Here is a 21,332-nt window from a genome sequence, read left to right on the forward strand (position 1 = left end):
GGCCCGGTGGTTCGGCAGGAGGTGGCTCGGCATGACTGTGCTGGCTCTCGATATCGGGGCGACGAAATTCGCGGCCGGGGTGGTGCACGCCGGGCGGCAGGTGCGGGAAGTGCGCCGGACCGAAGTGCCGCCGGAATCCGTGTGGGAAGCGTGCCGGACGCTGTTGCGGCAGGTCGCCGGGGATGCGCGGGTGACCGCGATCGGCATCGGGTCGGCGGGTCCGGTGAACATACGCGCGGGAACCATTGCGCCGCTGAACATTCCGGAATGGCGAGCGGGGTTCCCCTTGGTCGCCCAGGTACAGGAGTTGTTCCCCGCGGCAGTGATCCGGCTCGCCGTCGACGGCGCATGCCTGGCGCTGGCCGAACACCACATCGGCGGTCTGCGCGGCGTCCGAGACGGCCTGGCGATGACGGTGTCGTCCGGGATCGGCGGCGGAATCATCATGGACGGCCGAGTCGCGGTGGGCCGCACCGGAAATGCCGGACACGTCGGCCACATCGTGGTGCCGGGTTCGACCGCGCCGTGCGGCTGCGGCGGGGTCGGGTGCGTGGAGGCGGTGGCGAGCGGCATGTCCTCGGCCCGGTGGGCCCGCGAGCAAGGCTGGACCGGTAACACCGGCGCCGAACTGGCGCGGGATGCCCGGGCCGGTCACCCGATCGCCCTGGCCGCCCTCGAACGCGCCGGAACCGCTCTGGGCCAAGCGATCTCATCGGCCGCCGCACTGCTCGACATCGACCGCGCGGTTATCGGCGGCGGCTTCGCCGAAGCGGGCGCGCCCCTCTGGGAACCGATGCGCGCCGCGATCACCACCCACGCCCGGCTGGATTTCACCCGCGCCCTGCGCGTCGTGCCCTCTCGCATCACCAACGGAGCCACCCTGGCAGGCGCGGGCGTATTGGCCGCGGGCCACGCCACGGCCGACGAATACGACTGAGCGCTTTCGCCCGCTCCCAGCTCGCGCGATCCCCTCCGTGGCGCGAACCAGGACCGAAATTCAGGCCGAACGAACGTGCGCCACCAGCGCGTTCGCATGCCCGTGCCCGAGCCCGTACGCACTCTTCAACCAGGCCACCAGCTCCATGTGCTTGGTCAGCTCCGAGCCTCGAATCAGCTCCAGCCACTCCTCGACGGGACGGCCGTACTTCTTCTCGATGGAAGGGAAGTAGGAGGCCGGGCCCTTGACGGTGGCCGACTGCGGTGTTGCGCTCATGCCCGATAGGACGACGCCGAGGCGAAGAACTCATCTGTGGTCCCGCACACATGCGGCGAGTCTCCGCCCACTACCGCGCGCCTGACCGGTTTGACCTGGTAGAAGCGCTATCGTCAACGAGTGGCAGCCGAATTCACGCCTGGCGATGTGGTTTTCGTGCCCAGCGGCCCTTTCCAGGGCGTCTGCGGTGTGGTCCGGGAGGTCGACCCCGGACGTGAGGAGCTACACCTCGACATTCCCGTCCGCGGCGGCCGCCACGGCGCCCTGGTTCGTTTCGACGAGGTCGAATGGATCTAGCCGCGCGAGACCCGTGACCAGGCCCGCACCCCGCCGGACGCCCGCGGGGGCGGGTTAGCATAGCCCGCATGACGTACACCCTCGTGCTGCTGCGCCACGGCGAAAGCGAATGGAACGCCCTGAACCTGTTCACCGGCTGGGTGGACGTTCGCCTGACCGACAAGGGCATGGCCGAGGGCAAGCGCGCGGGCGAACTACTGGCCGAGCACGGGATCCTGCCCGACATCGTCTACACCTCCCTGCTCCGCCGCGCGATCAGCACCGCCAACCTCGCCCTGGACGCCGCCGACCGGCACTGGATCCCGGTGGTCCGCGACTGGCGACTCAACGAGCGCCACTACGGCGCGCTGCAGGGCAAGAACAAGGCGCAGATCCGCGACCAGTACGGCGACGAGCAGTTCATGCTGTGGCGCCGCAGTTACGACACCCCGCCGCCGCCGATCGAGCCGGGCACCGAATACAGCCAGGACGGCGACGCCCGCTACGCCGGTACGGCCGTGCCGGAGACCGAGTGCCTGCAGGACGTCGTCGCCCGCATGGTCCCGTACTGGGAGTCGACCATCTCCAAGGAACTGGTGGCGGGCCGCACCGTTCTCGTTGCCGCGCATGGTAATTCGCTGCGCGCCCTGGTCAAGCACCTGGACGGCATCTCCGACGACGACATCGCGGGCCTCAACATCCCCACCGGCATCCCCCTGCGCTACGAACTCGACGAGAACCTCCGCCCCGTCGGCCCCAGCGAGTATCTCGACCCCGAGGCCGCCGCCGCGGGCGCCGCCGCAGTAGCGAATCAGGGCGGGAAGTAGCCACCCTCGAGACCGGGCTCGTACGGAGCGTCCGCTGTCATCTCGTGCTGCGTGCGGCTAGGGTTCGGACGGCTCGGTTTGTGAGCTGCGTCTCTTCTGTGGCAGAGCGGCTATCAGGTTGCCGCCGATCGGTTTCCGGTCGGCGGCGCGGGTGGTGGCAGTCGGGTTCGGGCCGGTCGCGCCGGGTGTGGGCGGCGATCGGTAGGTAGGTCCGCGACTCTTCGGCCCGGTCGTCGCCTTGGCTGAGATGGTGAGGCATCGAGAGAATTTCGTTCCAACATACGAACTCGATGGTTTGTAACTTACTCGTCGGTAGATACACTTCCGGTCGTTCGACCATTTCGGAGAGGCGGATCACGTCCGATGAAGTACGCGCTGCGCGCCACAGTAGCGGCGGTCGCCGCGACCGTGGTGTTCCCATTCCTCACTGTCACGGCCGTCGCCGGACCCGCCGCGATCGGCCCGGACGGCGGTGCGGCAGGCGCCGCCTGGACGGCCACTCAGGATGGCCCGCAGCAGTATCCGAACATCCACATCGACTGGGACGTCCCCATCACGATGAGTGACGGCACGGTCCTGAAGGGCAACGTGTACCGCCCCGCCGACGCCGCCGGCCGCGCGGCCGATGTGCAGACGCCCACCATCGTCAACCTCACCCCGTACACGAAGCTGGTCTCCAACCTCGCCGACCACGCGCAGGCGATTCCGGGCCTATCCGACGCGCTCCTGAACCTGTTCCGCCAGATCGACATGTCGGGCACCCCGCTGTCCGGAATCACCGACCTCACAAAGGCTTTCGGCGGCGGCGAACTACGCAACTTCACCGTCGACCGGCAACTGATCCGCAGCGGTTACAGCCAGGTCGTGGTCGACGTCCGCGGCACCGGCTTCTCCCAGGGTGAATGGGACATGCTGCGCCAGCGCGAACAGCAGGACACCGTCGAGGTGATCGACTGGGCCGCGCGGCAATCGTGGTCTACCGGCAAGGTCGGCATGAACGGCATCTCCTACTCCGGCATCAACCAGGTGCAGGCCGCCGAGAAGCGCCCGGAGGCGTTGAAAGCGATCTTCCCCGTGGTCCCCGGCAGCGACCTGGTCGACGACGTGCTGGCGCCGGGCGGCGGCTTCGGCTTCAACTTCATTCCGTTGTGGCTCACCGCGATCAACACCCTCAAGTGGGTGCCGGACGTGCAGTCGATCGTCACCGGCAAGTTCGACACCACCTGGTTGCACGACCGCGCCGCCGATCCGTACACCTACCTGGACGTGCTGCTGTCCGCATACACCAGCACCCGGATGGAGGATCTGGATCCGCGGGTGAAACAGATGCTGTCGGACTACAGCTCGGAACGGCAAGCGTGGCTTGGTGATCCGAGCACGATCGACATCCCGACCTTCGTCACCGGCGGCTGGCACGACCTGTTCACCTACTCGGAATCCAAGATCTACAACGAGATTTCGCTGCCGCCCGGCCAGAAGCAGCTGTTCATGGGCAACACCTACCACCTCAACTCCGGCAACGAGTCGGGTCGGCCGGGCCTGCCGCCGCGCCTGGACGTGCTGCAGCGGGCGTGGTTCGACAAGTGGCTCAAGGGAATCGACAACGGCATCGACACCTACGGCCCGGTCACGCTGCGTCAGCAGGGCGGCGGCTGGATCAGGCAGAACGGTTTCGGCCCGTCCGCCCCGGCGGAAGAGGCGTCGCAGTATCGGCGGATGTACCTGTCCGCCAACCGGAGTGGGACCGCGAACAGCGTCTACGACGGCTCGCTGACCGGTTCCGCCAACGGCGATACCGAGCGGTTGACGGTCTCACCCGGAATGACCACCCTCTGTTCGAACGATGCCGCCCAGGCGACCGCCGGCATCCTGTCGATCATCGACGGCTGCGCCAAGGATTCGCGGGTCGCCGAACTCAACGGCCTGACCTTCACCAGCGACCCGGTGGCGGAACCGACCACCATCTCCGGCCCGATCGCGGTGCGGCTCAACACGATTCAGGACGCGGCCGACGGATACTGGGTGGCGACAGTCAACGACGTCGCGCCCGACGGACAATCGACGGTGCTGTCGTCCGGCCAGCTGATGGCCTCGCTGCGGCAGGTCGACGAGTCCCGCAGCGCGCGCTCGGCCAACGGCGACTACACCGACCCGCGGGCGTACACCTCGCTGGACAAGCGTGAGCCCACGGTGCCGGGCGAGGCGACGACGCTCGACCTCGCGCTGACCGCCACCGAGGCGGTGCTGCAACCCGGCCATCGGCTGCGCGTGGACGTGTTCGCGGGCAATTTCCCCAAGGGTCTGCCGATCCTGCCCATGCTGCTCGACACCGGCCTGAAGCCGCAGCACCTCCAACTCGACCCGAACGCGCCCAGCTTCGTGAACATCCCGGTCCGCGGTAAGCCCGGCTGGTAAGTCTGCCCGACCACCCCGGTCGTCCCGGGTGCGCACAACGGCGTGCGCCCCGGGGCTTTTCACGTATCGAAACCCGCACCGCTGCAACCTGTTCGGACGAGACGCTATCTCTTTCGTGCACGCAGACCGTCGAGCAGCACGCGGGTCAGGTGATCATCGACGCGCGCACCGCAGCGGCACACCGCCACGTTCAGCACTCGCACCACTTCCGTCGGCGGCACGTCGGCCCGCAGGTCGCCTTCGCGCTGTGCGGCGGCCGCGATTTCGGCGATCAGCGCGTTCGCCTCCGCCTCCAGCTCGGGTAGTTCCGGGCGTTCCGGTTCGTCGGTGAGCAGCGACTTGATCAGTGCCAGCGGCAAACTCACGCAGTGCTCCACCACCCGCAGCAGCGCTTCCCAGGCCGGGGCCCGGCCGACCTCCGCGCGCGTGGCCTCGATCAGTTCTCGCAGCGTGTCGACCGCGATGTCCTCGAGCAGGGCGCGCCGGTCCGGGAAGTGCCGGTACAGCGTGCCGACGCCGACCCCCGCCGCCCGCGCGATGTCCTCCATCGACACGGCCTCGCCCCGCTCGCCGGCCAGCCGCAGGGCGGCGGTGGTGATCGCCGAACGGTTGCGCCGCGCGTCCGCTCGCACTGTCCACGCTCCCATCAACCGGAATCTTTGATTCATCTTATGCTACCGTCGGTTAAGCGGAATCTAGAATTCACCTTGGAGGGGCAATGCGGATCGGCCTGTATGCCGGAGATCAGAGCGATATCGAGACCCGGATCGAGCAGGTGCGCGCGGTAGCCGAGCATGGGCTGGCCAGCGTGTTCTTCAATCAAGTCTTCGCGTGGGACCCGCTCGTCGTCGCGGCGCTCGTCGGGGCGGCCGTGCCGGAGATCGAGCTGGGCACGGCCGTCGCGCAGACTTACCCACGCCACCCGATTTCGCTTGCCGCGCAGGCGCTCACGGTCTCGGCCGCAATCGGAAATCGGTTCACCCTCGGCGTCGGTCCGAGTCACAAGCCGTTCGTCGAGGGCGTCTACGGCATGTCCTTCGACCGGCCCGCCCAGCACACTCGCGAGTACTTGACCGCGCTGCGCACCGAATTCTCGGGCGTCGGTCACGTGCAGCTCCCGGGTGTGCAACCACCGCCGGTGCTGCTCTCCGCGCTCGGCCCCGTGATGCTCCGCATCGCGGGCGAACTGGCCGACGGCACCGTCACCGTATGGGCGACCCCCGCAACGATCGCCGACCACATCCGCCCGCACATCGACGCCGTGGCGAAGGACCCGCGCGTCGTCGCATCGGTGATGCTGAGCGTGACGAACAGGCCGGACGACGTCCGCCGGGAGATCGCCGAAACGTTCGGCTTCGCCTCCGATTTCGCCAGTTACCGAACGCTTCTCGACCGCCAGGGCCAGCGCAACGTCGCGGAAACCGTCGTCGCCGGAGACGAGGAAGCCGTCGCCGCCGCCGTCCGCGCGTATGCCGACGCGGGCGCGACCGACCTGCTGGTCAGTCTGGTCGGCGACGCCGCCGAGAAGGCGAGAACACTGCGTCTGGCCGGAGAACTGGCCCGCTCGCAGTAGCCGCCGGACTACCATCGAGTCCATGAACGGTGATGGGGGACAACCGAATCCGAATTCCGGCATAACGGTCGTACCGGACGATGTCCAGGCGATCGGCCAGTACGTCTACAACATCGCCGACACCATGCGCCAGGCCTTGGACGCCGCGAGCCGCGAGGTCGACACCTTGCTCGCGGAGGGCTGGACGGGCGATGCCGCCGACGAGTTCTCGGCGGGCTGGACCGACACTCGCGACGGCGGAACGAAACTCATGACGGCCCTGACCGCACTGGCCGAAAAGCTGGGCGTGACCGCCGAGAACTATCGCAACACCGACGGTGGCTCCACCACCGCCCTCACCCAGCTGAACATGTCATGAGTTCCGAATTCTCGGTGAAACTCGACCATCTCGACGACGTCGTAGCCCGGCTCAACGGCTTGGTCGGCTTCCTTCGCGATCATCTCGACGGACTCGACCAGAAAGTCGGATCGCTGCACGGCGCCTGGGAAAGCGTCGCAGCCCAGGCATACAACGACGCCCACCGCGACTGGGCCACCAGCGCTCAGGAATTCGTCGACGGCGTCGCCGAAATGACCGACGCGGCCCGCAAGGCACACGGCCGCTACACCCGAGCCATCGACCTCAATCAAAGGATGCTGCGAGGGGACTGAGCCGTGAATATCGACTGGCAGATCTACTACGAGGCCGCGAAGAAATGCCACGCCCTCGCCGCAGATCTCCGTCGCGCGGACAAGCCGGTCCACGATGCGATCAAGAACGAATGCGGAGGCATGGCCGGTGACGCACCCGGTTGCCGCCAGTGGGGCGAGTCCTACGACCGCACCGCCCGAGACACGATGCAGGCCTGCACGAACCTCGCCGACGCCCTGACCAACTTCGGCAATGTCCTGTACGCCAACGGCTACAACTACGGCATCGCCAACCGCAGCAAACCTCCGCCGGAGCGGCCGAACGTCCGCGATATGTCGGTCTACCAGGTCACCATCCCGACCTCCGTGCACGACAACGGAATCGGCATAGAACACGGCGGCGGCGTCAAGGAACTGTTCGACATGCTGATCGCACAGATCATCCAGCAGTTCGGCAAGCTCCCCAACGGCGACGTCAAGAAGCTCGAGAAGGCCTCATCGGTATGGCGAACGTTCGCCGACCACGCGACCGTCACCGGTGCCGCCGGCCGCATAACGGAAATCATCGGCCTCTTCGACCGCATCGAAGACAAGAACACCCTCCCCCTGGTCCTAGACCACCTCAACACCCTCCACGGCAGCGCCACCCAATTGGTCACAGCGACAACCAACCTCGCGGGCCCCGTAGCCGAATACCACATCAGCACCGTAAACGTCCGCCACCAAATCGAATCCGCCGTCACCCAAGCAGAATGGGCAATAGGCCTCACCGTCGTAGCCGCCGCAGCCGCAGCCTGGTTCACCTTCGGCGGCAGCGCCGCCGCCGGCGCAGGCGGCGTCAGCGCCATAGTCACCAACACCATCAACACCATCCGCACCGTCTACCAGTCCAGCAATCTCCTCCGCGCCGTCGGCCTAACAGCCGCCGCCGCAGGCGCCATAGGCACGATCAAAGCCTTCGACGCCGTCCCCACCTTGGACAACACCCTCAAGTCCCTCGAGTCCATCATCCTGATGCGAGTTCTCCTGGACGACGACAACGTCAAGCCGGACGGGAAGAGGGATGTCGGTGCTCAGTCGACGGCAGAGAAGGCGGGCGCTGTCCAGGATGTCGTCACTGATGATTCCGGGGATTTGATCGGCGAGGAGGACTCGGCCGGTGTGCAGATGGTGACCGCGGATGAGTTGGAGCTAGCTCACCAGGAATTGGTTGAAAAGCTCGGTCCGCCGCAGGTGAAGTCGACCCCGAAGGGCGATATCGAGTACTGGGAAATATCGGACAACCCAAGTTCGACTGTCACCTATCGACCGTTCAGCAAGTCCGGCGGTGCGACGATAGATTACAACAATGTACCAGGTGTTACTATCAAGCGATGGCATATACCATAGAGTTTATCCGGCGAGTGGTAGAAGGCGGGAGATGACCCGGTGACAAGTACGCGGACGCTAAGATTCGACGAGCAGTGGTTCGTGAATTTCCGCGACTTCGAATTCGCCCCCGGCAGTAGCCATTGTTTTCAATGGATCGATGGCAAAGTATTCCACTTCGACACTTCAGAGTTGGACGATGTCGATGTGTTGGAAGCGCTCGTATCAACGACCGAGTTCCGAGATGATTACATTGGAGGAGGCGTGGATCCTGGGGGCGTGGTCCATGGTCCGTACCGACTGGACCGCATATCCCCAGAATCCTACACTCGCGTGGGCGCGAATGATGTTTCCGATGTGATCGACCGCTGGCTTGCCCGTTGTGGGGAAATATCGTCAGATCTGCGACGGGAAATATCAGATCGGATCATCATTCCGGCCGAATCTGCTGCCAGCTGTTACATTCTTGGAGACCTCGGTGAATCAGCTACCGTTGGCTATGCGGATATTCACAACGAATTCCACGAGATAGTCCTCGTCGACCGATCGGAACGCCGAGTACATCTGATTGTCGCATCAGACGATTAGCCACTTCCCACGCTGGTGCAAATGAGTGGACATCATCAGTTTCATGTAATGTAACCCATCCGGGACATCGACTCCCATGCGGAAATGGAACACACATGGTCGGTGACGATTTGGTCAATGGAATAAGAGCGCGATTCGACGGCCACGAGGCGCTCGAGCTGGAATCCTGTCGCCATCAAGTGAACGAATGGCGTTCCTTTGGTGTTCTGGACCTGCTTGTCAGTTGGGCTCTGCATGTCGAGAAGATTGATTCGGATCGGTTCGGATCGGCCGGAGATCGAGGGGTTTGGGGTGGCTACGATTTGGTTGCCGCTTATTCGATACGCGATTTTTTGGCGGGGTGTATCGAACGTCTCGGGGAGCCGTTGAAGGACAAGGTTCTCGGGGTGGTGGATGTGTATGACACGCGTCTGCGTTCCGTTACCGTACGCGATGACAAGCGGGTTCTCGGAAGGTATGTGGACTCGGATTTGTCGGCCGCTCCGTGGTGGTGGCACAGGATTCCGGATTCGGGTCCTCTTCTGGAAGAGTTGCTCGGGTCTGTGGACCGCTGAGTCGTGTGGGTGGGCCTGCCGGCGCTGGAGACTCGTCTGGCGAAGCTGTCATGTTGTGGTGTGAGGTTGTGCTGCGTCTCGAGCAAAAAGGGGCTGGAGGTTCTCTTCGCATGGCGGGATCGGGGGGTGGCATCGCCGAACTGCACGTCGTGGGGAGGGTTTCGGTGGTTTGACGAGGGGCTCGGGGAGGGGGGTTGTGCAATTGACTGAAAGTGGGGGAATTCGCCTCTCGTGGGGGTGGGGCCGTCCTACCTTGAGGGGCAACTGTTTCCGAGGGAGTGGGCGGTCGTCGATGAGGTATCTGCTGCGTGCTGGGGTGGTGGGGGCGGCTGTGGCGTTGGTGGCGTTTGTGGCGCTGTCGGCGGGGGCGGCGCCCGAGCCGGGCGGGCCGGACGGTGGGGCTGCGGGGGCGGCGTGGACGGCGACCGAGGATGGGCCGCAGCGGTATCCGAATGTCTTCATCGAATGGGATGTACCGATCACCATGAGTGACGGCACGGTGTTGAAGGGCAATGTGTACCACCCGGCGGACGCGGCGGGGCGGCCGATCGCCGAGCCGACGCCGACCGTCTTGAACCTCACGCCCTATACGAAATTGGGGTCGATGGTCATCGATTCCGCCATGTCCATACCGGGGTTCTCGGACGAACTCATGCGGCTGACGCACGAGTTCGATCTATCGGGTACGCCTTTCTCCGGGATCACCGATCTGACGAAGTCGCTCGGCGGCGGGCTGGTACGCAACTTCTCGGTGGACCGGCAACTGGTCAAGAGCGGCTACACCCAGGTGATCGTCGACGTCCGGGGAACCGGCTTCTCCCAAGGAGATTGGGATCTGCTGCGGGGGCGGGAACAGCAGGACACCGTCGAGGTGGTCGACTGGACCTCCCGGCAGCCGTGGTCGACCGGCGACATCGGCATGAGCGGAGTCTCCTACTCCGGGATCAATCAGCTCCAGGTAGGAGCGAAGAATCCGCCCGCGTTGAAGGCGCTTTTCCCGGTTGTCCCCAGCGGCAACCCATTTCGCGACGTGGTGGCGCCCGGCGGCGCGATCGGCACGACCTTCATGCCCGCGTGGCTGCTCGGCGTCAACATGGCCAAGCTGATGCCCGATCTGTTGTCGCTGGCGCAGGGCCGATTCGACGGCAAGTGGCTGGCCGACCGCCTCGCCGACCCATTCACCTTCGTGGACGCGCTGATCGACGCCTTCGTTACGCCGAACATCGACAAGCTGGGTTCCAAGGTCCAGGATTTGTTGCAGGCCGACAGCCCGACTCGGCAGGCATGGGAGACCGACCCGAGTGGAATCAGCACTCCCGTCTTCATTTCCGGCGGTTGGCACGACCTGTTTGTCACCTCGCAGGCCGACTTCTACGACCGAATCCCTTTGCCGCCCGGCCGGAAACAACTCCTGATGGGCGACACGTACCACATCACCAACGGCGCGGAATCCGGTAAACTAGGCCTGCCGCCACGAATGGACGTGTTGCAGCGGGCCTGGTTCGACAAGTGGCTCAAGGGAATCGACAACGGCATCGACGAGTACGGCCCGGTCACCGTGCGGGAGCAGGGCGGTGCCTGGAAGACGCTCGCGGTATTGCACAAGCCGGAGTCGCGGTCGGACTATCGGCGGATGTACCTCGCCGCCGCGCCCAGCGGAACCACCGCGGGCAGCGTGCACGACGGATCTTTGTTCACCGGGCCGAGCGCGAATGCCGACACCCTCACCGTCGCACCGGGTTTGACGGGGCTGTGTTCCCGCGACGCCGCGCAGCAGACGATCGGGGTCGCGGCCATCGTCATCGCCTGCGGGGACGACAATCGCGTCCACGAGCTGAACGGACTGACCTTCACCAGCGCACCCGTCGCGGAGTCGACCACCGTGTCCGGCCCGATATCGGTGCACCTCAACACAATTCAGGACGCGACGGACGGGTTCTGGGTGGTCGAGGTGAACGACGTTGCGCCGGACGGCATGTCGACCGTTCTGTCGACCGGGCAGTTGATGGCGTCGTTGCGCGCCATCGACGAATCACGCAGCAGACGAGATGCCGGCGGCGATTACACCCAGCCGGTACCCGATCTGTCCCTCGACACCCGGCAGCCGACCGTCCCCGGACAGCCCACCGCACTCGATATCCCGGTCCCGGCGGTCGACGCCGTCCTGCAACCGGGACACCGGCTGCGCCTCAACGTCTACGCGGGCAACTTCCCGAAGGGCCTGCCGCCGACCCCCTTGCTCCTCGAATCCGGCCTGCGCCCTCAACACCTGTTCCTGGATCCCGCCGACCCGAGCTACGTGAACCTCCCGCTCTCGGGCGCTCCCGGTTGGTGATCCTGCCCGTGCGACGAGGCGCACGCGTCAGTCGAGTGCGAAGAGGTTCAGCTTGTACGCGCCGACCGTCCGAGGAAGGAGGCGCGACAGCAAGGGCATGCCGAACCGGTAGCGCCACGGCCAAGTACGGGCCAGCTCGGGCTGCGGGGCAGCGAAGGTACGGCTGTCCAGCAGTTTCAAACCCCAGTTCGCCAGGGACGCCGGGTCTTCGCAAGTCCACCGCATACGCGCCGAGACCGCCCGGAAGACGGGATTACGTTCCTGGTTGTCCATCATCGCGCGCCCGCCGGTATCGATGGCGAACATGCTGCCGGAGAATCGGTCGGCGAGTTGCCGAACGACCGCGCGCACCTGCTCCTCTTCGAAGTACAGCAGGACCGCCTCGCTGACGAAGAAGTAGGGACCGCCGGTCGCGGCGATCCGGTCGAACCAGTCGGAGTCGAGGATCGAGCCCGCGATCGTGGTGACGCGGTCGGTGTCGTCGAAGAACGCGCGCCGTAGCGCCATGGTGTCCGGCAGGTCCAGGTCGAACCAGCGGGCCCGACCGTTGTCCAGCCGGTCCGAGCGGGTGTTCAAGCCCGCGCCCAGCTCGATCACCGTGCCGTCCGGGTGCTCCGCGAGGAATCGCCGGACCCAGGCATCGAAGATCGAGGTGCGCAGCACGGACCCGGACAACGAGGGGCCGCGGAATCCCGTGAAGTCGTACTCGATGCGCTCGACGAGTTCGACCGCCTTCTCATCACCCAGTACGGGCCGTCGCGCGCGGGCGTCGAGCGCCCGCCCGTACAGCGGAATGAGCAGAGTTTCCTGCACGGCACCCAGTCGAACGGCTTCCTTGCTCACCCGGACCTCCCAGTAAAGTTAGGTAACGCTAACCTTATTGTCGCGCCGGGTCAATGGGCCGAGGGAACCTGCTGAGTTGAGCGTCACACTCGATCTCCGGGTGGGCGCGCGCTCCCGCGACGGGCACAATGGGAGACAGTTCACGCCGGTGTCGCGCGATCTCCAGATGCGCGGCGCCGCAACGCAATGTGCGCGCGTCATCGTAGTGAGTGCTGGAGAGTTGCGGGACCAAGATGCCGACGCGCCGGTGGAACTCCGCGTAAACGCCGGGCTAACACCGGCGGAATCGCCTGTGACCTGCGCGAAACTTCACCGACCCGGCCTTTGTCGGCGTGTCCGCGACCGTACGATTCAAGTGTGAGCGTTCCTCAGGCCGTGCTGCTGGCACTTCTGGCGGCCGTAGTAGGCCTGGCTGTCGGCGGACTGCTCATTCCCTATGTGAACGCCCGGCAGGCGGAGCGCCGCGAGGCCGAATCGGGCCTGACCATGTCGCAGGTGCTCGACCTGATCGTGCTTGCCTCGGAGAGTGGCATCGCGGTCGTCGACGAGTACCGCGATGTGGTGCTGGTGAATCCGCGCGCGGAGGAACTGGGCCTGGTCCGCAACCGGCTGCTCGACGAGCGGGCCTGGGCCGCCGTGGAGAAGGTGCTGGTCACCGCGGACAGCGTGGATTTCGATCTCACACTGAAGAATCCGACGCCCGGCCGCGCCAGCATCGCGGTGCGCGGGGTGGCGCGACCGCTGTCGCGGGACAACTCCAACTTCGTCGTGCTGTTCGCCGACGACGATTCCGAGCAGGCCCGGATGGAGGCGACCCGCCGGGACTTCGTCGCCAACGTCAGCCACGAACTCAAGACTCCGGTCGGCGCGATGAGTCTGCTGGCGGAGGCGTTGCTGGAATCGGCCGACGACCCGGATTCGGTGCGGCACTTCGGCCAGCGTCTGCACGCCGAGTCCGGCCGCATGGGCAAGATGGTGACCGAGCTGATCGCGCTCTCGCGGCTGCAGGGCGCGGAGAAGCTGCCGCAGCTCGAGGCCGTCGACGTGGATACCGTCGTCAACGCCGCCATCGAGCGCTCGCGCACCGCCGCCGAGGCCGCCGGCATCACCGTCAGCACCGACGCCAACAGCGGGCTCGAGGTGCTCGGCGACGAGACGCTGCTGGTCACCGCGCTGTCGAACCTGGTCGAGAACGCCATCAACTACTCCCCGAAGGGCTCGCACGTGTCGGTGAGCCGCTCGCTGCGCGGTGGTTACGTGAACATCGCCGTCACCGATCGCGGCATCGGCATCGCCAAGGAGGACCAGGAGCGGGTGTTCGAGCGCTTCTTCCGCGCCGACAAGGCCCGCTCGCGCGCCACCGGCGGGACCGGACTCGGCCTGGCTATCGTCAAACACGTGGCCGCCAATCACAACGGCGAGATCACGCTGTGGAGCAAGCTGGGCACGGGCTCGACGTTCACCCTGCGCATCCCCGCCACCGACGCCGAGGAAGGCGTCGAGGGCGTGACGGGCGAGCGAAGGACTCCCACCGGAATCGCGGTGGGTAAGAAGGAAATCGGTCCGCGCCCCAACGGGCGGGCCAGACCAAACGGTGTGGAGGCAACCCGATGACGAGTGTGCTGATCGTCGAGGACGAGGAGTCGCTGGCCGATCCGCTCGCGTTCCTGCTGCGCAAGGAGGGGTTCGAGGTCACCCTGGTCGGCGACGGTCCGTCCGCCCTGGCCGAGTTCGACCGCTCCGGCGCTGACATCGTGCTGCTCGATCTCATGCTGCCCGGCATGAGTGGCACCGACGTCTGCAAGCAGCTGCGTACCCGCAGCAGCGTGCCCGTGATCATGGTGACGGCGCGGGACAGCGAGATCGACAAGGTGGTCGGGCTGGAACTCGGCGCCGACGACTATGTGACCAAGCCGTACTCCTCGCGCGAGCTGATCGCCCGCATCCGCGCGGTGCTGCGGCGCGGCGCGGGCGAGGAGGTGGACGGCGGCAACGAGACCGGCGTCCTGGAAGCGGGGCCGGTGCGGATGGACGTCGACCGCCACACCGTGCAGGTCAACGGCAAGCCGGTGACGTTGCCGCTCAAGGAGTTCGACCTGCTGGAGTACCTGCTGCGCAACTCCGGCCGGGTGCTGACCCGCGGCCAGCTCATCGACCGAGTGTGGGGCGCGGACTACGTCGGCGACACCAAGACCCTCGACGTGCACGTCAAACGGCTGCGCTCGAAGATCGAGGCCGACCCGGCCAAGCCCGAGCACCTCGTCACCGTGCGCGGCCTGGGCTACAAGCTCGAGGCCTGAGAGCGGTTCGGCCGGGGTGCGGTCCCCGGCCGGAGCCGCGTCGGGGACTAGACGACGTGCACCCAGGCGGTGCCGATCTGCGGGAGATCCATCTTCGACAGCGGCTGCCAGCCGAAGTCGTCGTGCTGCAGGCAGTCGTAGAGCGGGATGTCGGCGCCGTTGCCGCGGCAGGCGATGGTGCGCGAGGTGCCGTACGGAGTGACGACGACCTGCTTGCCGTTCTGCTGCGCGGTCAGGGCGGCCGGGTCCGTGAAGGTCACGAACTTGTCGGTCTGCACGTTGTAGTCGGTCGGGTCGAAGGCGGCGTCCTCGCCGTGCGCGACCGGAGCCAGTGCGAGCGCGGCGCCGACGGTCAGGACTGCGGTTGCCATGATTTTCCTCATCATGGAACTGATGCCTACCAGGATCGGGTGAATCCTTCATGTCGAGGCGGTGTCATCCAGCTTTTTCGCCGCGAGTCGCGGGCATTCGGCGGTGTGTCGGTACTGGTCGTGAAGAGTTGCTGCGACCTCGCGCAACGTCGTCCGCACCGCCGGATCCGCGACTGTGCCGGCGGCGCCGACCATCGCGCTCAGCACGGTGATCCGGCGGCACGCGGGCTCGATGATCTCCGCGCCGACGTAGCCCAGCACGGTGCGCAGTGACGCCACCGCCCCGTCGCCGCGGCCCTCGGCGGCCACATTGATCCAGGCCACCGGCTTCTCGCAGAGGTCCGCGGTGCCGACGGTCCACTCCAGCAGGTTCTTCAGGCTGCCGGGCATGAGGCCCGCGTACTCCGGTGAGCAGAACAGCACGGTATCCGCGGCCGCCAAGCGCTCGCGCAACTCGGCGACCGCGGCGGGCGCGGGCCCGTCGCCCGGCACGAACGCCGGAAGGTCGGGCAGGCCCGTATACATCTCGGTCGAGACATCCTGCGGTGCAACGGCTTCGAAGGTCCGCAGCGCGGCGGTATTGGTGGAACCGGGCCGGGTGCTGCCGGAGACCAGCAGGATTCGTACGCTCACAACCACGGTCAAGGGCCGCGCGGCGCGGTCTTATTCCGTCCGGTCCGCGTCTCTACGGTGTGGCGCGGCGTTCCGCTTCGACGGTCGCCGGATGCACCGCGACGATCCCCAGGCCCTCGCGGCGCTTGCAGTGCCGGGCCAGTTCGTCATAGGCAGGCTGCCCGATCAGTTCGATCAGCTCCGGGGCGTAGGACTGCCACACCGGGCGCGAGCCGACGTGGGCGTCGGGGGAGCCCGAGCAGTACCAGTGCAGGTCGAGGCCGCCGGGGCCCCAGCCGCGCCGGTCGTACTCGGTGAGGGTGGTGCGCAGGATCTGCGCGCCGTCGGGCCGGTCCACCCAGTCCTGGGTGCGCCGGATCGGCAGCTGCCAGCACACCTCGGGCTTCACCGTGAGCGGCTCCAGACCCTTGCGCAGCGCCATGCTGTGCAGCGCGCATCCGATGCCGCCGGCGAAACCGGGGCGATTGAGGAAGATGCACGCGCCGTCGTGGCGGCGGGTGCGCAGGGCGGGCTCGTCGTCGAGGTCGTCCTCTTCCAGATACAGCTTCTTGCGGACCTTGCCGTTCGCGTCGAGTGCCTGGTCCATCAGTTGCCAGTCCTCGGGCGTGAGCATCTTCACAGCCCGGTGCAGCTTCTTGCGATCGTCGTCGTCGCACAGGAACGCGCCGTGCGAACAGCAGCCGTCGTCGGGGCGGCCCTCGATGATGCCCTGGCACGCGGGGGTGCCGAAGACGCACGTCCATCTCGACAGCAACCAGGTCAGGTCGGCCGCAATGGTGTGCTCGTCGTTTGCTGGATCGACGAATTCGATCCATTCCCGCGGGAAGTCGAGATCGACCTCTGGGCTGGGTTCGATCTTCGCCGCTGGTCGCAACCCGGTCGGGGCGCTCGCGGAAGCTCCTGCCGTCACATCGCCAGACGCTAACAGCTTCGGCCCGCACCGTGCATTTCCGGGCTTTACGGGACGTTGCCCCTGCGCGGCACCACAACCCAGTACCGTGTTCTTGTGCGGCTCGGTGTGCTCGATGTGGGAAGCAATACCGTCCACCTACTCGTGGTGGACGCGCATCGTGGTGGCCACCCGATGCCGATGAGTTCCAGGAAAGCGACGCTGCGGCTGTCGGAGAACATCGACGACCAGGGCCGCATCATCCCCGAGGGCGCCGACCGCCTCACCCGGACGGTCGCCGAATTCGCCAGTATCGCAAAGTCTTCCGGCTGCGTGCAGCTGATGTCGTTCGCCACCTCGGCGGTGCGCGAGGCCACCAACTCCGAGGAGGTGCTGGCCCAGGTCCGGCTCGAGACGGGGGTGGACCTGCGGGTGCTGGCGGGGGTCGACGAGGCTCGGCTGACGTTCCTGGCGGTGCGGCGCTGGTACGGCTGGAGTGCGGGGCGCATTCTCAATCTCGACATCGGCGGCGGCTCGCTCGAGCTGAGCAGCGGCTGCGACGAGGCGCCGGACGTGGCGTTGTCGTTACCGCTGGGCGCCGGGCGGCTGACCCGCGACTGGCTGCGCGAGGACCCGCCGGGCAAGCACCGGGTGGCGGTCCTGCGCGACTGGCTCGACGCCGAGATGGTCATCCCGGCGAAGCAGCTGCTGGATTCCGGCCGCCCCGATCTGGCCGTCGGTACCTCCAAGACGTTTCGCACGCTGGCCCGGCTCACCGGCGCCGCCCCCTCCGGCGCGGGTCCCCGGGAACGGCGTATCCTCTCCAGTTCCGGTCTGCGCCAGCTGATCGCGTTCATTTCCCGGATGACCGCGGCGGACCGGGCAGAATTGGAGGGCGTTAGTTCCGATCGGTCACAGCAACTGGTGGCTGGAGCATTGGTCGCGGAGGCGAGTATGCGAGCGTTATCGCTGGATACTCTCGAGATTTGCCCTTGGGCGCTGCGGGAGGGATTGATCCTGCGCAAACTGGATACCGACCTGGACAGCGAACCCGGTGCCGGCAACGGCCGTCCGAGCGGAATACCGGGACCGACCGAAACGGTGTCGAGATGAGTGACGAATCCACCCAGCTGTCGGTCGCCGAGCTGCTGGCCCGCAACGGCCAGGGCGTTCCCGCGTCGGGCGGCGGCCGGCGTCGCCGCAGCGGCCGCGGCATCTCCGTCACCGACCTGACCGGTGACATGCCGGCCGTCCGCGAGGGCTCGTCCGCGCACGCCGCGCCCGAGCCGGAGACCGCCGAGCCGACGCCGGACTACTCCGCCGCGTTACCCGACACCGGGCCGTCCGATTCGCCGCTGTCCGGGCCGATTTCGTACTACGACCCGCTCGGCTCGAACGGCTCGGAGTCGAACGGTTACGGAGCCGGGGGGAGCGGATACGACCTGAACGGCCTCGGCGCGAACGGTTCGGGGGGTAGCGGGTACGCGCCGAACGGTTACAGCGGTAACGGTGCCGACGGGTACGCGGGCAACGGCGCTGGGAGCAACGGATACGAGCCCAATGGGTCCGGTGGCAATGGTTACGCGCCCGATGGGTACGGCGCGAACGGTGCCGAGGGCAATGGTTATGCGCCCGGCGGTTTCGGTGGGAGCGGATACGAGCCCAGCGGTTTCGGGGCGAACGGCAACGGTTACCAGCCGAACGGCGGCAACGGGTACGCCCCTGGTGCGAACGGTAACGGGTATGCGCCCGGCGCGAACGGCAACGGTTACGACCCCGGCTCGAACGGCAGCAACGGTTACGGTGCCAACGGCATCGGCAGCAACGGTTACGACCGGAACGGCTTCGGCGCCAATGGTGCTGGGAGCAACGGTTACGACGCGAACGGTGCTGGGAGCAACGGTTACGGCTCGAACGGTTACGGCGCGAACGGTGCTGGGGGCAACGGTTACGACGCGAACGGTGCGGGGAGTAGCGGTTACGGCTCGAACGGCTTCGGTGCGAACGGTGCCGGGGGCAACGGTTACGACGCGAACGGCTTCGGCGCGAACGGCGCGGGGAGCAACGGTTACCAGCCGAACGGGGCCGCCGGGCCGAACGCGGTTGCACCTCCCGGATTCGAGCCCGCGGCATACGAGCCGCCCGCCTTCGAGGCGCACTCCTACCAGTCGCCCGCCATGTCCGACGCCGCGTTGCGCGACCCGACGGGCTTCGGCTGGCCCGGATCCGGTTCCGACGCTTCGGCTTCCGCACCGGAAGCCGACCCGTTCGCACCCAACGCCCGGGGCGGCAGGCGCGCGCGGCGCGAACGGATGGAGGCGCTCGAGGCGCTGTCGGAGCAGCAGGCCGCGCCGGAACTGCCCGACCCCGGCCTCCCCGGATCGGAAGGCGGCCGACGCCGCCGTCGCGAACCGGACATCGAGGCGACCGAGGTCCGGCCGTTCGGCGGCGGGCCCTTCCGGCCCGTCGAAAACGCCGCTCCCACGGCCTGGGCCCCGCAGCGAACCCCCGAGTCCGAGCCGTTCGCAACGCCTTTCCGCGGTCCCGATCAGTCCGATCGCGCCGAACCGCCGCCGCGACCGCAATTGCCGCGCCGCAACCGGGACGGCGGTGCCCCTGCCGCCCTGCCCGCGTGGTCGGCGCGAAGACGAACTCCACCGGACGCGCCCCCGGACCATCCCGCCCGCAACGGCGCACCACCGCCCCCGCCCCCGGACGGCGACCCCACGGCGGTCTGGTCCGCGGCCAACCCCGATCAACAGCTGGTCTCGGGATCCACCGTCGCCGGGGATCTGCTGCGCGATCGAGCCGAGCGCGGCGAGCGTCCGCCTCGCGGCAACCGGCGTGCCGGACGAGCCGGTGCCGCCGGACTGCTCGAGGTCCCCGACGATCGCACCGACGTCTACATGCCGATCGAGCCCGACGAGTTCGACCCGGACGACGAGTTCGACCCGGATTTCGACTCCGACCTCGCCGACGACGAAGACGACGACCTCGACAAGCCGGCTCGCCCATGGGCCGAACGCGCCAGTCGCCTCGCCGCCCGCTCGCGCGCGCTGGTCCCCTCCCGCGCGACCGGCACCAGGTCCGGTGGCGCCCGAGCCGCCGCCAAGAGCCCGGACGAACTGGCGCGGCAGCAGTGGATGGTGCTCGGCGGTCAGGTCGCCGGGGCCGCGGTCGCGGGCATGCTGCTGTTCAAGGGCTTCGAGAAGATGTGGGACGTCCTGCCGTTCGTCGCCCTGACGCTCGCCATGGTCGTGATCCTCGGCCTGGTCGCCCTGGTCCGCGTCCTGCGCCGCACCGACGACATCATGAGCACCGTGATCGCCGTGATCGTGGGCATCTTCGTGACGCTCGGCCCGCTAGCCTTTCTACTCAGCACCAACTGAGCAGGGAGCGGCAGTGGGGAACAGGCAGGCGGGGAACGACATCCGGGTGGGATTGTCCACGGCTTCGGTCTATCCGGAGAACACCGAGGCGGCATTTCGCTACGCGGCCGAACTCGGTTACGACGGAATCGAATTGATGGTCTGGGCCGAACCGGCCAGCCAGAGCATCACCACCGTGGAGAACTACGTGCGCCGGTATTCGATGCCGGTGCTGGCGGTGCACGCGCCGTGTCTGCTCATCTCACAGCGGGTCTGGGGCGCCGACCCGATCGCGAAACTGGAGCGCAGCGTGCGCACGGCGGAGGCGCTCGAAGCGAGCACGGTCGTGGTGCATCCGCCGTTCCGCTGGCAGCGGCGCTACGCCGACGGGTTCGCCGCGCAGGTCGCGCAGCTGGAGGAGCACAGCTCGGTGGCGGTGGCCGTGGAGAACATGTTCCCGATGCGGGCCGACACCCTGTTCGGGCGGCGGACGGGGTCGGCGCGACGGCTGGAACGCCGTGGCGGACCGGGACTTTCGCTGACCGCGTTCAGTCCGTCCTACGACCCGACCGACACCGGCTTCGGCAACTACACCCTCGACCTGTCACACACCGCGACCGCAGGGGTGGACCCGCTCGCGCTCGCCGCCCGAATGGGCGACAACCTGGCCCACCTGCACCTCGCCGACGGCACCGGCGCCGCCCACGACGAGCACCTGGTTCCCGGCGAGGGCAACCAGCCGTGCGCCGAAGTCTGTGAAGCGTTGGTACACAACGGCTTCCACGGCCACGCGGTGATCGAGGTCAACACCCAGAACGCCCGCACCAAGGCCGCCCGCGCCGCCGCCCTCCACCGCGCCCTCACCTTCGCCCGCGCCCACCTCAACGACCTCCAGACCGCGCCCACCCCGGAACCCACCGGAGCCCAGCGCGTCTGACGGCGATCCGCAGTCCTGAGCGCTGCGTGCTAACCCGTCGTCCCGGCATGCTCTTGGCCGGGACCCACCGTGGATTCCGGCCAAGAGCATGCCGGAATGACGTGGTCCGGCCAGTGTGACTGGTGAGCAGGTGTGCCGCGTTCGTCACAGTGGGTGGGAATCGCGGGCGGACCTCGAGGCTTATACGCTGTACGAGCATGGGTCGGGTGGGA

General features: G+C 67.2%; 21 protein-coding genes and 1 pseudogene. 16 read left to right on the forward strand and 6 right to left on the reverse strand.

Annotated elements, in window-relative coordinates; translation table 11 throughout:
• The first annotated feature begins 31 nt into the window (after positions 1–31).
• A complete protein-coding gene (locus QH470_RS03010; RefSeq protein ID WP_280270690.1) occupies positions 32–937 on the forward strand; it encodes an ROK family protein in 906 nt (301 codons plus the stop codon).
• A gap of 60 nt (positions 938–997) precedes the next feature.
• Here the strand turns inward: QH470_RS03010 and QH470_RS03015 are convergent, their stop codons facing one another.
• Complete coding sequence (locus tag QH470_RS03015) at positions 998–1,213, reverse strand: DUF4287 domain-containing protein (RefSeq protein WP_280270691.1); 216 nt, start codon at positions 1,211–1,213, stop codon at positions 998–1,000.
• A 120-nt stretch (positions 1,214–1,333) separates the two neighbouring features.
• On the opposite strand from QH470_RS03015, the gene QH470_RS03020 reads away from it, so the two are divergent.
• The 3 genes from QH470_RS03020 to QH470_RS03030 all read left to right on the forward strand — a co-directional run bounded on the left by QH470_RS03020 (position 1,334) and on the right by QH470_RS03030 (position 4,731).
• Complete coding sequence (locus QH470_RS03020) at positions 1,334–1,510, forward strand: KOW domain-containing RNA-binding protein (protein ID WP_280270692.1); 177 nt, start codon at positions 1,334–1,336, stop codon at positions 1,508–1,510.
• Between the two features lie 68 nt (positions 1,511–1,578).
• The gene (locus QH470_RS03025) at positions 1,579–2,316 is read left to right on the forward strand and encodes a phosphoglyceromutase (RefSeq protein WP_280270693.1); all 738 of its coding nucleotides are present in this window, start codon (positions 1,579–1,581) and stop codon (positions 2,314–2,316) included.
• Between the two features lie 363 nt (positions 2,317–2,679).
• Positions 2,680–4,731, forward strand: a complete 2,052-nt coding sequence (locus QH470_RS03030) for a CocE/NonD family hydrolase (RefSeq protein WP_280270694.1) — start codon at positions 2,680–2,682, stop codon at positions 4,729–4,731.
• 104 nt (positions 4,732–4,835) lie between these two features.
• Here the strand turns inward: QH470_RS03030 and QH470_RS03035 are convergent, their stop codons facing one another.
• Complete coding sequence (locus tag QH470_RS03035; protein ID WP_280270695.1) at positions 4,836–5,378, reverse strand: TetR/AcrR family transcriptional regulator; 543 nt, start codon at positions 5,376–5,378, stop codon at positions 4,836–4,838.
• A gap of 71 nt (positions 5,379–5,449) precedes the next feature.
• Between QH470_RS03035 and QH470_RS03040 the strand changes: the two genes are divergently transcribed.
• From QH470_RS03040 to QH470_RS03070, 7 genes are all read left to right on the forward strand, one after another.
• The gene (locus QH470_RS03040) at positions 5,450–6,304 is read left to right on the forward strand and encodes a TIGR03564 family F420-dependent LLM class oxidoreductase (protein ID WP_280270696.1); all 855 of its coding nucleotides are present in this window, start codon (positions 5,450–5,452) and stop codon (positions 6,302–6,304) included.
• Between the two features lie 22 nt (positions 6,305–6,326).
• Positions 6,327–6,662 carry a WXG100 family type VII secretion target gene (locus QH470_RS03045; RefSeq protein WP_280270697.1) on the forward strand — a complete coding sequence of 112 codons (336 nt, stop codon included), beginning with the start codon at positions 6,327–6,329 and terminating at the stop codon, positions 6,660–6,662.
• A complete protein-coding gene (locus QH470_RS03050; protein ID WP_280270698.1) occupies positions 6,659–6,955 on the forward strand; it encodes a WXG100 family type VII secretion target in 297 nt (98 codons plus the stop codon). The genes QH470_RS03045 and QH470_RS03050 overlap by 4 nt, the downstream gene beginning before the upstream one ends.
• 3 nt (positions 6,956–6,958) lie before the next feature.
• Positions 6,959–8,323 (forward strand): hypothetical protein, encoded by a 1,365-nt coding sequence (locus QH470_RS03055; RefSeq protein ID WP_280270699.1) that lies wholly within the window; start codon positions 6,959–6,961, stop codon positions 8,321–8,323.
• A gap of 81 nt (positions 8,324–8,404) precedes the next feature.
• Positions 8,405–8,890 (forward strand): hypothetical protein, encoded by a 486-nt coding sequence (locus tag QH470_RS03060; protein ID WP_280270700.1) that lies wholly within the window; start codon positions 8,405–8,407, stop codon positions 8,888–8,890.
• 95 nt (positions 8,891–8,985) lie between these two features.
• Positions 8,986–9,444 (forward strand): hypothetical protein, encoded by a 459-nt coding sequence (locus tag QH470_RS03065; RefSeq protein ID WP_280270701.1) that lies wholly within the window; start codon positions 8,986–8,988, stop codon positions 9,442–9,444.
• A gap of 292 nt (positions 9,445–9,736) precedes the next feature.
• On the forward strand, positions 9,737–11,779 hold the full coding sequence (locus QH470_RS03070; RefSeq protein WP_280270702.1) for a CocE/NonD family hydrolase: 2,043 nt from the start codon (positions 9,737–9,739) through the stop codon (positions 11,777–11,779).
• Between the two features lie 27 nt (positions 11,780–11,806).
• Here the strand turns inward: QH470_RS03070 and QH470_RS03075 are convergent, their stop codons facing one another.
• Entirely contained in the window at positions 11,807–12,622 is an 816-nt protein-coding gene (locus tag QH470_RS03075) for a class I SAM-dependent methyltransferase (RefSeq protein WP_280270703.1), read from the reverse strand.
• 357 nt (positions 12,623–12,979) lie between these two features.
• Here QH470_RS03075 and QH470_RS03080 point away from each other — a divergent pair, with 357 nt between their 5' ends.
• Both QH470_RS03080 and QH470_RS03085 read left to right on the forward strand, forming a co-directional pair.
• A complete protein-coding gene (locus tag QH470_RS03080) occupies positions 12,980–14,236 on the forward strand; it encodes a sensor histidine kinase (RefSeq protein ID WP_280270704.1) in 1,257 nt (418 codons plus the stop codon).
• Complete coding sequence (locus tag QH470_RS03085; protein WP_280270705.1) at positions 14,233–14,922, forward strand: winged helix-turn-helix domain-containing protein; 690 nt, start codon at positions 14,233–14,235, stop codon at positions 14,920–14,922. Before QH470_RS03080 ends, QH470_RS03085 begins: the two co-directional genes overlap by 4 nt.
• 47 nt (positions 14,923–14,969) lie before the next feature.
• On the opposite strand, the gene QH470_RS03090 is transcribed toward QH470_RS03085, so the two are convergent.
• The 3 genes from QH470_RS03090 to QH470_RS03100 are packed head-to-tail and all read right to left on the reverse strand — an operon-like array spanning position 14,970 to position 16,836.
• Positions 14,970–15,293, reverse strand: a complete 324-nt coding sequence (locus QH470_RS03090) for a hypothetical protein (RefSeq protein ID WP_280270706.1) — start codon at positions 15,291–15,293, stop codon at positions 14,970–14,972.
• Between the two features lie 48 nt (positions 15,294–15,341).
• A complete protein-coding gene (locus QH470_RS03095; protein ID WP_280270707.1) occupies positions 15,342–15,926 on the reverse strand; it encodes an NADPH-dependent FMN reductase in 585 nt (194 codons plus the stop codon).
• A 52-nt stretch (positions 15,927–15,978) separates the two neighbouring features.
• On the reverse strand, positions 15,979–16,836 hold the full coding sequence (locus QH470_RS03100) for a DUF3109 family protein (RefSeq protein ID WP_280270708.1): 858 nt from the start codon (positions 16,834–16,836) through the stop codon (positions 15,979–15,981).
• A 96-nt stretch (positions 16,837–16,932) separates the two neighbouring features.
• Here QH470_RS03100 and QH470_RS03105 point away from each other — a divergent pair, with 96 nt between their 5' ends.
• The 3 genes and pseudogenes from QH470_RS03105 to QH470_RS03115 all read left to right on the forward strand — a co-directional run bounded on the left by QH470_RS03105 (position 16,933) and on the right by QH470_RS03115 (position 21,120).
• Entirely contained in the window at positions 16,933–17,928 is a 996-nt protein-coding gene (locus QH470_RS03105; RefSeq protein WP_280270709.1) for a Ppx/GppA family phosphatase, read from the forward strand.
• Between the two features lie 2,027 nt (positions 17,929–19,955).
• A pseudogene (locus QH470_RS38180) lies at positions 19,956–20,204 on the forward strand (hypothetical protein); the annotation flags it as partial.
• A 13-nt stretch (positions 20,205–20,217) separates the two neighbouring features.
• Positions 20,218–21,120, forward strand: a complete 903-nt coding sequence (locus tag QH470_RS03115) for a sugar phosphate isomerase/epimerase family protein (protein ID WP_280270711.1) — start codon at positions 20,218–20,220, stop codon at positions 21,118–21,120.
• Positions 21,121–21,332: the final 212 nt, after the last annotated feature.

This window comes from Nocardia wallacei (genome assembly GCF_029868745.1).
Lineage (GTDB): Bacteria > Actinomycetota > Actinomycetes > Mycobacteriales > Mycobacteriaceae > Nocardia > Nocardia wallacei_B.